Origin of the sequence: Stieleria varia (assembly GCF_038443385.1) — a bacterium.
GTDB lineage: Bacteria > Planctomycetota > Planctomycetia > Pirellulales > Pirellulaceae > Stieleria > Stieleria varia.
In genome coordinates, this window is the sequence record NZ_CP151726.1 from 2,014,538 (window position 1) to 2,028,667 (window position 14,130).

Here is a 14,130-nt window from a genome sequence, read left to right on the forward strand (position 1 = left end):
GTGTTTACGTTGCAAAAGCCGCAGGACGTCTAAACGTTTTCAATGAGTCCCGTGCTGTCAGCAAAGGACTCCGTCGGAACACCCAACCGCTGCAACATTGTGGCGTAGAGGTTGGACAGCGGTACGTCTTCGCCTTTCGCTTCGTCCTGCCAAGGCTCTCCATTTCCCAACCAAGGGCCTCCTTGGAAATTCATGCCCGCATGATTGATGTATTGCCCATGCCGAAATCCCATCTGCTTGCCGCCGGACAGGATGATCGGGTAGTTTCGCGACAGGTGAAACGCACTGGAGGCGGAGCCGTACAGCAGCAGTGTGTTGTCCAACATGCTGCCGGTTCCCGCCGGCTCGGGTGTGTCCCTTAGCTTGCCGATGAAACGTCCGTACTCTTCGTTGAGAAAACGGCAATAGATGCCAAAGTTCTTCCAGCCGTCGGGGTTCTTGGTCTCGTGCGACAACTGGTGTGCGGTGTTGAATCCGACCGCGCGAGCCAAGTGGTCGCTACGGCCCACACCGTTCTCGCGACCGATCTGGTACGTCGCCACACGAGTCGAGTCGGTCTTGAACGCGAGATAGATCAAGTCGAACATCGTTTGCAGGTACTCGCGTGGCTCGTCGGTCGACAGTTCTAAATTCAATTGGCTACCGTCGACGCTTGGAAGCGGCGCCCCCAACCAACGTTTGGCCTTTTCCACTTTGATCTCCGCTTGACGAACAGAGTCCAAGTACTCATCCAGGCTGTGTTGATCGGCGCTAGATAGCGACCGCCGTAAGCGTTCCGCGTCGTCCAGCATCTCGTCCAATGCGCTGCGACTGAGTGCCAGTCGACGAGCCGAATCACCATCGCTCTTGACAAACAGTTTGTCAAAGATCTGTTTGGGACGATGCTCGGCGGGGATGGGACGTCCATGATGATCAAATGAGATCGTGTGTGTGCCGCGTGCCGTCCCCGTGCCCCCATCGGTCGACATCACTAATGACGCAAAACGTGTTTGGTCGCCGACGTGCTTGGCATACTCCTGGTCCAGCGAAATTGTGTTCACGTACTCTTTGTCACCACCGCCGGTGAGGGCTGCGGTCAAGAACTGATCCGCGTTGTTATGGCCGTGAACGCTGCGTGACTTGGGGTGTGAAAAACCCGACAGCACCGTTAGGTCGTCTTTGACGGATTCCAGCGGTTCCATGCATTTGGTGAACGTAAACTCGCTGCCGTTGCCGTGTGGAAACCATGCCCATTCGTTGTACGCGGGGTCCTCCGGCAAAGGCATCGGGACGCCATCGGGAAAATAAAAGCAGCCGAGTCGTTTGGGATTGGATTGGGGCTCTGCGCCGCGGGCAATGGACGTCGCCAAGGAACCGAACAAGGGCATCGCCAACGCAATGCCGCTGCCTCTGAGGAATCGGCGACGATCGATTTGGTTCATGTTCCACGTCATGGTGTGATTCCTTGATGATCGGTTGTGGGGGACGTGACGTGTGAGTCAGGGGTGTTCATGGACTGAAACAGATCGCTGAGTACAATCGTTTCGACTATGGTTCTCAGCCCATCGCCCTTGCGGCGAACTTCAGCGGTGATCGCTTCGACGTCAGCACGATCTGCAAACGAAAGCGGACGACCGAGAGCGTAGGTCGCGAGCTTGGAGACCGTCGCACCAACGAACTGATCCTGGCGATCTTGTAACAGAAAACGTTTCAAGCCTTCCATACCATCCAATGTCTGGCGATTGAACAGTTTGCTCGACGCATCGATCGGTTTTCCGTTGATTTCGTTCCGCCATTTTCCCAATGCGTCATAGTTTTCGAAAGCCACGCCCCACGGATCGATCTTGATGTGACAGGACATGCACGCGGCGTGATTGCGGTGATTTTCAATCCGCTGCTTCAACGTCATCTTGGCGATTTCTGGATCGGCCAAGTCGATCTGTGGGACGGCCGGAGGTGGCGGAGGAGGCGGATCCGCAAGGACACTTTCCAGCAGCCAGATCGCACGCTTGAGCGGATGTGAATCAGGCCAGTCCGAATTCATGGCCAGCGTGCCCGCCTGTGTCAGCAGTCCGCCTCGACGAAAATCATCACTGAGCGGTACACGTCGAAAATGATTGCCATGCACGTTCGGCAAACCGTAATGTCTCGCTAGTCGCTCGTTGACCATCGCGTAGTCGCAGTGCAGAAAATCCAACACGCTCGCGTTGTCGCCTAGGATCTGGCGAAACAAGGCAACCGGTTCCTCCAGCATGGCGTCTTTAAGAGCTGGATCAAAACCGCGTACGTTTTGCTTGAAGTTCTGGAACTCCAGCAATTGCAAGTCCAGCCACTGGTGCACAAAGTGTCTAGCAAAACGTTCGCTACGTGGATCATCCAGCATCCGCTGTATTTGCGATTCCAGCATGTTGGGCTCGGCAAGCCGGCCGCTGTCGGCGAGTGTTAGCAATTCCTGGTCGGGAATACTGCACCACAGAAAAAAGGACAATCGACTGGCCAATGCGTATGCGACTTGCTGAGCAGATTCGTCGTTACTTGACGTTGGCTCCGTATCTGTTGGATCGATGCCCTTGGGTGAGCTGGTGATGTACAGGAACTGGGGCGACGAGATCACCGTCGCCAAGACTTCAACAACGGCTTCTTCGAAGGTCTCGCATTGAGGACGCATCTTGGCAAAAAGCTCCAACTTGCGGTCGATCTCTGCTTCGCTGACCGGTCGTCGCCACGCGCGAGTCATGAACTTGGTGACCGTTTCACGGGCGTACGCCTGTTCGTCCCCCGCGTTGTTGCTCTCGAAAAAAATTCGCTGGTGAGATTCGGGCGGCCACTGGTCGTAAACCGGAGCAGCGACTTGTACATAGTCGATCTGAATCTCCGACGGGGATGCCGCGCTGTTCACGAGCCGGATGTATTCTGATGGGCTGGGAATCGCGCCCATCGGTGAAGTTTTTCGGACCGAGTTGCGAGGGTAGATTTCGCTGAGTGGTACGTCCCACTGGACGATTTGGGGTTGATCCGGGCCAGCGTAGATCGGAGTGTCTTCGCTGCTGACTTTCAGCAAAGCACGGCCTTCGTTGCTGGCTTGCCAACCGAACATCAATTGCAAGCTCGGAACGTAATTGGTTTCGGTGTTCACACGTGATGCACGCACCGTAACCCGCATCGTTCCTTCGTCGGGCAACTGGTTTCCTAGCTCGACGATCAAGCGAGGCCCTTGGCCGTTGGGCAAGACCGCAACGCAATCGTAGGAATCGGGAATCGGGCTGGGTTGATCGTTCGGTGCAAAGGCAAAGCGAGCGCCGTGGTAGTCCCACTCCGTTTTCGCGGTCCGACCGTTCATCAGATCCTTGTAGTAAGCCCCATTGTGAGACGCACGAAATTCGTTTTGTAGTTTTGCGAGTTCCGTAGCAAGCTTTTCAGGATCGTCTTTGAGGTCCTGCTGCAATTGTCGGAGCCGCTTGTCTTGCTTGGACCATTCACTTGCAGCGGCATCTTTCATTGCGATGCCCCAGTAGCGCGTTGGCGGTTGGTCACCGACGACCGTCGCTCGACGTAACGCGTTTCGAGCAATGCCGTGATAAGTCTCAAATTGAGAAACCGACAAGTGCAACAAGTTGGAACTGTTCTCAAAGCCTTCGTCGCTGTGGGCCTCCGGTGGCAGATCGGCTGCGAAGTCATAGGGCAAGCCAAGCAAGTCCTGCAGAGCGTAGTTGTACTCGTAACGAGTCAGACGCCGAAATGCGGAATGGTTACCTGAACGACGTCGAACGATCGATGCGGTGTGCAGTTCGCTGGAGAGCCAGTCGATGAGTTGTTGACGATCTGCATCATTCAATTCTCCCTCGTCGGGTGGCGGCATCTCGCCTTTGGTGATGACTGCAAAGATCTCCGACCACCAATCGGTATCAGCTCCGTTGACGAGATCTGGATCCAGCGTATCGACTCGGATGTTGCCTTCGGTGTTGTCGGGGCCATGGCAATCGATGCAGTGTTGAATCAATAGCGGCTTGACCGAAGACTCAAACGCAGACAAGTTGGGTTGCAGCGCTGAATCCTCTGCTGAGTCAGCCAGTTGTGGAGCCATCTCGGCTGCGTGTTGCTTGAACCTTGACCTCTCCCAGCCGGTAGCTTTCAACGTAGCCAGAGTCGGTCGCTGACTAGCTGCTGAGGTGGCGGTTTGTTGCTCGATGGGTTCCTCAGCGATAGCTGACAGCGTGATGACTGACAGCGTGATGACTGAGAGGGTAAAAACGATCGCGTAAGGCAACAGCAGCAATCGAACGGGCGTTCGCGGAATAAATGACATGAGGCGGGGGCGATCAAGCGGTGCAGGTCAATCGACAGGGAGGCAGGGCCGACAGGGAGGCGGGGCCAGAGGTCAACGAGGCACATTTGACGTTGTTTGGTGCCTGAGAAAGTTCCCGTCTGGTGAGTATCAGTTTAGCACATCAACCCTGAAATCAAGCAATCGGAGTGACGGACTGGGCAGAGAAGACATTGCTTTCGACGTGCGAGCCCCCGGAAATGGTACGAAACTCAGGGGCGAAACCCAGAGATCGTCAGAAATCCCGTAAAAAAGCACGCTCCAATGAAGACGCTAAACGAGGAGCTGCTACTGCGGGCGGAGTGACATTCCAACCATCTGAAAGCTCACTGCGAGCGATTGGCGTAGAAACGCGATTGCTTGTCTGTTCGGGCAATCATTCGGATTGACCTTGTGTAGGACCAAAACACCTCTACAGTGAATGCTGTGTCAACGTGAGGTTGGACCGTAGACAAATTTCATCTGGCGGCAACAGTGCCCTTGGGATGATCGACCCAACGTTGGTCTTGCTGTCAGCAAGCGATTGCTGTTCTGTCCAGGGACTGTGCCCTGTGGCTCATTTCCCGCCACGTTTCCCGAAGGCTCTCTCCTTCGTTTGTTGCGTGGCGAGGTGCTCTTTCGCCATGGAGGCGACGATGTTTGCTTTCTGTGTGGAGTCGGTGTATCGATACGTGCGTCGACCAGTGTGTCGTCCTATACGGCATCGCCCCCGCGAAGGTGCAAAGCGATCGCAAGCGGCTGTGCAATGAGCAATAGACGACGAGAGTTGTTGCTATTCCAGCCTCGTGACATAAAACCTGCTCAAATCGGATACGAGGTTGTTGGTGTTCTGAATCCTGGCGTCGCAGTCTGTGACAACGGATTGGTGATGCTAGCACGTGTCGCCGAACGCCCCTACAGAGACCCTAACGGATTGACACCCTTGCCGAGGTGGGACCGCCAAGGGGGAATTGCCGTCGATTGGATTGCCAGCGTCGACCTTTGTGAAATAGATGCTCGTGTCGTGTCGCTCCGCCGAACCGGGGAACTACGACTAACGTCCACATCACATTTTCAAATCCTACGCTGTTCGAGGGCGGATGCGACTTGGGATGCGGTCGAAAAAGTTCTACCCGAACAAGAGTACGAGGAATTCGGAATCGAAGATCCTCGCATCACAAAGATCGATGACACCTACTGGATTACATATGTTGCGGTCTCAAAATTCGGGGCGTGTACCGCTCTGATGTCGTCAACGGATCTGACCACTTTCGTCCGGCATGGAATCATCTTTCCGAGCGAGAACAAGGACGTCGTCCTGTTTCCGCACAAGATTGGCGGAGACTATTTCGCACTACATCGCCCCAACCCGAACTCGCACTTTAGCCCGCCGCAGATTTGGATCTCCCGATCGCCTGACTTGATCCATTGGGGACGCCATGAGCCACTGATACAAGGTTGCGAACCTTGGGAGAGTGATCGCGTCGGCAGTGGCCCGCCACCGATCTTGATCGACGAAGGCTGGTTGCTGTTGTACCACGGCAGCGAACGTTCAACCCAGCGAGGGAGAGTTGGCCGGTATGCAGTGGGTGCTGCTCTGCTGGACCGGAGAAATCCATGTCGTGTACTCGCCCGAACGTCTGATCCGATCATGACGCCGCAAATGGACTTTGAAAAGACAGGATTCATTCCGGGCGTCGTCTTCCCTACGGCGATGCTCGACCATGGTGACACTTTGCAAGTGTTCTATGGAGCCGCCGATTCGTGTATCGCGATGGCGGAACTTTCAAAACGAGCGGTGCTAGAAGCAATGACTCACTCCATCGGCATTCAAGATGACTATCAGAGACCTTCATAAAGTCGCCTTTATCGGCAACTACCTACCTCGCAAATGTGGAATCGCGACGTTCACACACGATTTGCGTGCATCTGTCTCTAAGGCCTCCGACGCTGATTGTATTGTCGTGACGATGGACGATATCGTCGGCGGCTACTGCTACGAGAAAGAAGTCCAATTTCAGGTGGTCGAGCAAGAACTCGAACACTATCGTGCGGCGGCAGATTTTCTGAACTTTAGCAATGTGGATGTGATCTCTCTGCAGCACGAATTCGGTATTTTTGGCGGTCCATGTGGTAGCTACATCCTCGCTTTGCTGCGTGATTTGCGAATGCCCGTGGTCACGACTTTGCATACGGTACTGTCAGATCCCAGTCAGACTCAACGCGCAGTGATGACGCAGTTGATCGGTCTTTCGACTCGACTGATTGTCATGACGGAGCGATGTCGCCGTACTCTCATGAGCACCTACTCGGTGCCGAGCAATCAGGTGGATTTGATCGCCCATGGAATCCCTGATCGCCCCAACGTCGACCAAGCTGACTTGAAAGAGCAATTCGATGTGGAAGGCAGGCCGGTCGCGTTGACGTTCGGACTGCTCTCGCCAGGAAAGGGTATCGAGCACGTATTGCAAGCGATTCCGGAAATCGTTCAACGTTTCCCAGATTTTATTTATCTGGTCCTTGGTGCGACGCATCCCAGCTTGATACGTGAACAAGGGGAACGGTATCGAATCGGACTGGAGCGAATGGCAAAAGAACTCTGCATCACGAAATACGTCAGTTTTTATAATCGGTTTGTTGAATTGGACGAACTGACGGAGTTCATCGGTGCAGCGGATCTCTACATCACACCCTATTTGAATGCTCAGCAGGCCGTTTCCGGTACGCTGGCGTACGCATTCGGATGTGGTCAAGCGGTCATCTCGACGCCGTACTGGCACGCCGAAGAGTTATTGGCCGACGGCCGCGGGGTGCTGGTGCCATTTGCAGATTCAACTGCAATCGCCAAGGAGGTGATCGGGTTGCTGGGAGACGACGAGCGACGTCTGGCAATGCGAGAGCAAGCCTATTTGATGGGCCGTAGCATGACCTGGGATCATGTCTCACTACTCTATCTGCGGTCATTCGACCAAGCGCTCAATGAACAGAGCACAAAAAGAAAGCCACTTGCGGTTCGTACCCTCGATGAACAACCGCTTGCATTACCACAGATGAACTTAGAGCATCTGCAGCATTTGAGCGACTCGACCGGTATCATCCAGCATGCGATCTACTCGATTCCTGACCATGGTCACGGGTACTGTACCGACGACAATGCCAGGGCACTCATCTTGACCGTCATGCTGGAAGAACTCGGCAGGGACTCGGCAGACATACACTCCCTCGCATCTCGCTATGCCGCTTTTTTGAATCTAGCGTTCGACCGCGATTCCGGTCGTTTTAGGAACTTCATGAGTTTTGATCGCCGCTGGTTGGAAAGCGATGGCAGCGATGATTCTCAAGGCCGATCTCTCTGGGCACTCGGAACCTGTATCGGTCGTTCTCGGCGCGTGGGACTCGCATCGTGGGCGCGAGAACTGTTTCACCGGGCGATGCCAGCGTGTGAGAACACCACGTCTCCCCGAACGTGGGCCTTGGGGATCCTGGGAATCCAAGAATACCTACGTCGATTCAGCGGTGATCGGGCCGCCAGCATGATGAGCGAACGATTGACTTTGCAACTGGTTGAAATGTACGAGCGGACTGCAACGAGGGATTGGCCATGGTTTGAGAACATCGCTTCTTATAACAATGCCAAGCTTTCCCAAGCCTTGATTGTCAGAGGTCGATGGTCCGATGACTCCAAAGCGGCTGAAATTGGTTTGAAATCACTGCGTTGGCTGTGTGAGATTCAACTTTCACCGGAAGGTCGGTTCCGCCCGATAGGTTCAAACGGATTCAGTCGAGAAAATGGTGTAACGGCGATTTTTGATCAACAGGCAATTGAAGCCCACGCCATGATATCGGCATCGATCGAGGCTTATAGGGCGACGCACGATCCGACATGGTGCGAACAAGCACACCTTGCATTCGATTGGTTTCTCGGTCGCAATGACCTCGGAAAACCACTTTACGATGCCTCCACCGGAGGTTGCTACGACGGATTGATGGCGAATCAAGTGAACGAGAATCAGGGAGCGGAATCAACCTTGGCGTTTCTGCTATCGCTCACGGAAATGCAGCAACTCGCTTCACTCGGTTAGTCGCTCTTTCCCTGAGGCACCGAACCGCCCATTCTCTTTCCCATCAGCAGACATGCAAATCAAGCGAACCGGAATCGTTCTTTCACCCAACAAACAAAGAGTTGTTCTGAGACCATTTCAGCCGCCGACCGACGATCGCATTTTGCGAGTTATCGCAAGAGTTTCAACACTGGCCGAGACGGAGGTCGATGGCTTGTTGAATCAAGTATTGGTAGAGTTTCATGGGCGTCACCAAAAACCCAAAGCATTCTTTGAGCGACGGTTTCAAAAGATTCGCCATCATCTACTGACAGATGCACCGCTGAGTGAAAACCGGCGTCTGCTGCTGGGTGCGTACTTCACTCAAGAATATGCGCTTGAATCCGCAGCGTTGTTCAACCCTTCCCTTGTTTGGCATCCCAACCAGTCAGAACTCGCCACGGGGTCACGTCGATTTGCAATGAGCCTGCGGGCGGTAGGAGAAGGCCACATTTCGTCGATCGTCTTTCGATCGGGAGCGATCACAAAGGACTTGAAGATTGAGCTCGACGAACCGGTAAGGTACGTGACCACGCCGCACTTTGTCCCAGACTCACGCTACCGACGAGATCTGTTCCGCCGCAAACTGGTCGAGCTAGGGCTGGGAACTCCATTTGTCTTTGACGTCCTCTCATCCCTCGAGAACGATTTCACCCTCGACCAACTCGAAAACCGATTGAAGGTTTCACTGCAGGATGACCGTTCACGACGAAATGAACTGGAGCCCATGATCGATCAGGTGGTGATGTTGGCGAAGTCAAACTACGAAATTCAGTACAGCCCAGACCATGAACTCTCCGAACGCGTCATCTTTCCGTTTAGTCCGACAGAAACAAACGGCATTGAGGACGCAAGGTTCGTTCACTTCTGTGACGATGATGGTCGTTGCACCTACTACGCAACCTATAGCGCTTACGATGGGAAAATGGTGTTGCCCCAGTTGTTGGAAACACCGGATTTTCTACAGTTCAAAATGCACACTCTCAACGGACCGGCTATCGCCAACAAAGGAATGGCGTTGTTCCCGAGAAAGATCAACGGCCACTACGTGATGCTCGGACGACAAGACGGCGAACACTTGTTCCTGATGCGCTCGAACATGCTCTATTTTTGGTACACGAAAGAGCTGATCATCAAGCCGACATACCCCTGGGAGTATGTTCAGATGGGGAATTGCGGTTCACCAATCGAAACCAAAGCCGGTTGGTTGGTCCTGACGCACGGAGTTGGTCCGATGCGCAAGTACTGTATTGGGGCGATGCTGTTGGACTTGGATGATCCGTCAAAAATCATTGCCCGACTGAAAGAGCCCTTGATCACGCCGAACGAAGTGGAACGTGAGGGTTACGTCCCCAATGTCGTCTACACGTGCGGGGCAATCATCCATGAAAACCATCTCGTCATCCCCTACGCCATGTCCGACTATGCCACGACATTTGCTACGATCGAACTCAATGAGTTACTGTCCGCAATGACTTGCGATTGCCCATGACTAAGCACCTATCCGAATGAGTTTGTGAAGCAGGTGTCAGGACTGAATGAACCCTTTTTTCACGGTCGCTATGCCAGTTTTGTTTGACACCAGGGCTGGCGTTAAAGATACAGTCTTTTCGACGCGGATTGGACGCTCCGGTCCGAGTCCCTCGAGATCGCCAGCCTGCGGCAATGTTCAACGGTTGATCGATGCGTACAAGTCTTGTTCCTGCTGAGATCGCATTTCGTTACGTCGACCGAATCCTTTTCACCCATCGTAAAAAGTTTGCACAGGCACCAGTTCGCTATCCTGCGAGTGATGGCAAACGTACGTGACATCGCAATCTTTGCGTCTTGTGCGACAACCTTCCCAAACCATGTTCGGCCGCTAATCGTGTTCGCGCCGTCGCTGCTATATCAAAACCCGCCTCCGCCGAGGGCTTGATAGGCGTTGACGACTGCGGCAAGTTGCTCTTGCTTGGTTTCGACCAATAGCATCCTGGCCTCCATCAACTCGCGTTGGGCGAGCAGCACCTCCACGTACTCTGCTCTCGCGTTTTGAAAAAGTTTGTTGGCGGCTTCGACGGACGCTTGCAATGCGTCAAGCTGTCGTTTCTTGACCTCGATACTGCGGCGATAGTTTTCCACTTTGGTGATCTGATTGACCACTTCGATGTGGGCTTGCAGAACGGTTTGCTGGTAGTTGTAGATGGCCTGCAACTGAATCGCGTTTGCGGTCCTGTAGTCTGCTTGAATCGCCCGTTTGTTGATCAGCGGACCGACCAATTCTCCTGCCATGCCGTAAATCAGTGATTCGGGGGTCCGGAAGAGGTATCCAGTGCTGAAGGCGTTCCATCCCAGGCCAGCCGTCAGGCTTAGCGATGGATAGAAGCGGGCTCGAGCGACTTTGATATCCAAGCCGGCCGCGGCGACTTGCCGTTCGGCTTCACGAATGTCTGCACGGTTTTGTAATAGCTCAGAAGGGACACCGGCGCCGAGCGTACTTAGATTCAGATTGACGAAGTCCACATCGATTCGCTCAACGGGTTGTGGATAGCGGCCAGCGAGATAGTTGATCCTGTTCTCTACTTCAACAATCTCTTGCTGAATGAGCGAGCGTTCGCTGATGTTCTTTTGCACTTCGGCCTCGAAACGCTGAACGGCAAGTTCGGTTCCGCGACCGGCATCCTTCTTGGCCTGCGCGACTTGCAAGCTCTGTTGTTGAATCTCGATTGTCGCTTTCAGGATCTCCAATCGGTTGTCAAGCGCCAAGAGCTGATAGTAGTTTTCAGCGACTTCAGCAACCACACGCGTGATGATGTAGTTTCGGCCTTCTTGTGTGCCGAGGTAACGCATCGCAGCAGCGCGTTGCGAGTTGCGGAGTCGATTCCAGATGTCGAGTTCCCACGAAAGATTGGCTGCGACGAGGAAATCGCCGAGCGGTTCAGGGAACTCTTTACCAGGTGCTACTTCCAATTGTTCTTCGACTGCACCGGCTCGTGTGTGGCGTCCCGGTTTGTCCAATCCAGCGCTCGCACCCAGTGTGACGAATGGCCGGTATTCACCGCTACGAGCATAGGTTTCGTTGCAAGCGATGCGAATCTCTTCGGATAAGATCTTAAGTTCTTGATTGCCACCCAGCGTTTCAGTAATGAGACCGAGCAGATACGGGTCATTATAGAACGCGGCCAAAGGAAGGTCCGATGAGTTCTCATAGGGCATGATTCCAGTGTTCGCATCGGTCGGACCCTCGTCGGTATCGATCATGCCGAATTCAGTGTCGCTTGGGAGAACGCTGAGATCAGCGGTTGTCGCAGCGGCATTCGAGTTGCCTGAAGTGTTGCCAGTGGAATCACCGGCATCGCCCTGGCCAAGATTCGCATCATTGTCATCGCCAACGACCTTTTCCATCCGCTTGATTTCATCGTCGATCGCATCGGATTTCTCATCACCTGTATCAGGCGAAATGAAGCTGACGGACTTGATAAAGCTGGCGAAAGTCTTTGGTTCATCGGCAGGAACCAACGAGGCGCTGTCGTCTTGATTACCAGCAGACGGTTTATCGTCAATGGAATCAGGGAGATCCTTCAGCGGCTGGAGCTCCAGATCACTGTCTTGAATGCTATCTACGCCATCAATCGTTGCGTCAGTCGAATTGACAGGAGCGGCAAGGGGCGGTGTTTGCTGCTGGGGTTCGGAGCTCCAGAACTTTGTGCCGTTGTTCCAGTTGTAGTCGCTTGGAATTGCATGACCAGGTTGGGCACCACGTAGTCCGGGGATGCCGCACCCGAGCGAAGTTAAGGTGGAGCCGCCAACGATGATCGCTAGGCAAGCTCTCAGTGCTCGTTTCCGACGTACCGACTGGACTGGTTTGTATTGGCGGTTCATATCCGTCCCTGGTGTATCTCGCTCTGGTGGCATCCTGCCGAGCGTCTGGTGTTCCGGAAAACTGGCTGTCGCACCGACGACTCGACGTCTGCGTCGCCTGGGTAATACCAGTGGTTATCGTCTTGATGGTTGATTCTGATTTCTGCTTGAGTGGCTTTAATTCGATTGTGCCACGATTTGCAGAACGGTTCTGACAGACGCCCGGTTCTGGTTGACTTTGCCGATCAGCTGAACTTTACCCCTGCCGTCCAGATTGCGCTGCGAGCAAGGATTGAATGGATCAATTTCTGCCACGCAAACCCAGTGCCAAGCGTCGGTGAAAAGATGGGTGCCGGGGCACACGCAACGATACGGTCCGTGAATAGCAGAGCGATAGAGAAGCAGTGTTCTCTGTGGGGGCCTCCGGCAGCGGATCGAACCGTGCAATGAATGTCACGTCGGTGCAAGGTCTTGCGTCACAGATCAAGTTTTTGAGGGCACCCAAGGATTCCCGTCAACTGATCGACGGGAACAAAAACGTCGATGCAGAGCGTCAATTGGCGTTCTGCTAAGGCTAAACGATCGCTCCCAATCGCAAGCATCGGTGACTTCGGCCTGCGGATTGCTTGGTGCATTGGCATATACAATCCCATTGTTGGCTACCAAGGAGAGATACCAAGCCATGACCATATATGTTCCAGGCATTGAACGAAAAGCAGAACTCAACATTCAGAGATGGCTGCAAGCCGAGAAAACCAATCAGAGATTCTCCCAGGACAATCTGCACCGTCACGTAGGCCCGTATCTTGCATTGTCACGTGAAGCGGGCGCGGGCGGCAGTGAGGTTGCCAGGAAAGTTGCCGAGCGTCTGAAATGGGATGTCTTGGATCAAGAAATCGTCGACTACATGGAGGAGCACTACGGCACGCCCCGCTGCCTGATACGACGGGTCGATGAGCGGCATGAGAATTGGCTCAGTTCCATGATCACGGCTCAAATTGGGGGACTTGGCTATTCGGAGTGCACTTACACCCATCGGGTTGCCAAGTTGCTGATGTTGGCTGCTTCCCATGGCGACGTTGTCATCGTTGGGCGCGGAGCAACATTCATCTTGCCGCGTCACCGAGGTCTGTCGGTTCGAATCGTTGCGGCTTTGGACCATCGCATTGAGCGAGTGATGAAGCGTCGAGGAATCAGCGAAAAAGAGGCCCATCGATATGTTCTGGAAACGGATCACGCACGCAGCATGTACATCAAAAGTCATTTTGGACAAAACGCCGCTGACCCTCATGTTTATGACTTGGTTCTGAATGCCGGTAAAGATTCGCTCGACGACGTGGTTGACACGATCGTCGATTCCATGGGGCACTTCGTCCAAAAACAGAAGACCGCGTAGCAGCTTTTACGAAACAAACGATCCGTGATTTGCTGAGTCTTGGGAGCATGCGCGCAAGAAGGAAACGAAAAAATGACTGATTGTCAACTGAGCGAAGACAGCTTTCAGCAGTCGTGTGAAGTGTGCGGTCGACCGGCGATCATCTCGAATCAATGGGCAGGGAAACGGGTCGGGTGTCGCCACTGTGGCGGTACATTTACAGCAAAAAGGATCTTACCTGGGATCCTGTGTCAGCCGACGCAACGAGGGAGTGACGAAAGCGCACTTCTGCCATCAGCAAAGTCCTGGACTTTTCGCCTAGCCGCCAGTGTCATGACCGCCATCAGTAACTTGATCGGCGAAATCTTCTAGGCGTTGAGACGAGCGCATCACGACGAACTGGCATGCAGAAGCTTGCGGTGGCCATGAAAAGTTTTGCAGATGCATACCCAGAGGTGAATGATTGCTGCTCTGTTTTGGCCAATGATTTAGCGTGTAAAACGGGACGAAGCGTGCAAAGTTGAAAATGAGGG

8 protein-coding genes are annotated in these 14,130 nt (G+C 53.8%); 5 read left to right on the plus strand and 3 right to left on the minus strand.

Annotated elements, in window-relative coordinates; translation table 11 throughout:
* Positions 1–29 precede the first annotated feature (29 nt).
* Both Pla52nx_RS06945 and Pla52nx_RS06950 read right to left on the minus strand, forming a co-directional pair.
* On the minus strand, positions 30–1,433 hold the full coding sequence (locus Pla52nx_RS06945; protein ID WP_146522333.1) for a DUF1552 domain-containing protein: 1,404 nt from the start codon (positions 1,431–1,433) through the stop codon (positions 30–32).
* Positions 1,430–4,285: a DUF1592 domain-containing protein gene (locus Pla52nx_RS06950; RefSeq protein ID WP_146522334.1), complete on the minus strand. Its 2,856-nt coding sequence runs from the start codon at positions 4,283–4,285 to the stop codon at positions 1,430–1,432. Before Pla52nx_RS06950 ends, Pla52nx_RS06945 begins: the two co-directional genes overlap by 4 nt.
* A gap of 763 nt (positions 4,286–5,048) precedes the next feature.
* Here Pla52nx_RS06950 and Pla52nx_RS06955 point away from each other — a divergent pair.
* From Pla52nx_RS06955 to Pla52nx_RS06965, 3 genes are read left to right on the plus strand one after another with little or no spacing between them, the layout of a single operon-like run.
* The gene (locus Pla52nx_RS06955) at positions 5,049–6,140 is read left to right on the plus strand and encodes a glycoside hydrolase family 130 protein (protein ID WP_146522335.1); all 1,092 of its coding nucleotides are present in this window, start codon (positions 5,049–5,051) and stop codon (positions 6,138–6,140) included.
* A complete protein-coding gene (locus Pla52nx_RS06960) occupies positions 6,118–8,364 on the plus strand; it encodes a glycosyltransferase family 4 protein (RefSeq protein ID WP_146522336.1) in 2,247 nt (748 codons plus the stop codon). The genes Pla52nx_RS06955 and Pla52nx_RS06960 overlap by 23 nt, the downstream gene beginning before the upstream one ends.
* Before the next feature lie 52 nt (positions 8,365–8,416).
* Positions 8,417–9,874 carry a glycoside hydrolase family 130 protein gene (locus Pla52nx_RS06965; RefSeq protein ID WP_146522337.1) on the plus strand — a complete coding sequence of 486 codons (1,458 nt, stop codon included), beginning with the start codon at positions 8,417–8,419 and terminating at the stop codon, positions 9,872–9,874.
* A 398-nt stretch (positions 9,875–10,272) separates the two neighbouring features.
* On the opposite strand, the gene Pla52nx_RS06970 is transcribed toward Pla52nx_RS06965, so the two are convergent.
* A complete protein-coding gene (locus Pla52nx_RS06970) occupies positions 10,273–12,243 on the minus strand; it encodes a TolC family protein (RefSeq protein WP_342190356.1) in 1,971 nt (656 codons plus the stop codon).
* Positions 12,244–12,904: 661 nt separating this feature from the next.
* Here Pla52nx_RS06970 and Pla52nx_RS06975 point away from each other — a divergent pair.
* Positions 12,905–13,618, plus strand: coding sequence for an AAA family ATPase (locus Pla52nx_RS06975; RefSeq protein WP_146522338.1), 714 nt, complete (start codon positions 12,905–12,907; stop codon positions 13,616–13,618).
* Between the two features lie 72 nt (positions 13,619–13,690).
* The gene (locus Pla52nx_RS06980; RefSeq protein ID WP_146522339.1) at positions 13,691–13,969 is read left to right on the plus strand and encodes a hypothetical protein; all 279 of its coding nucleotides are present in this window, start codon (positions 13,691–13,693) and stop codon (positions 13,967–13,969) included.
* Positions 13,970–14,130 lie beyond the last annotated feature (161 nt).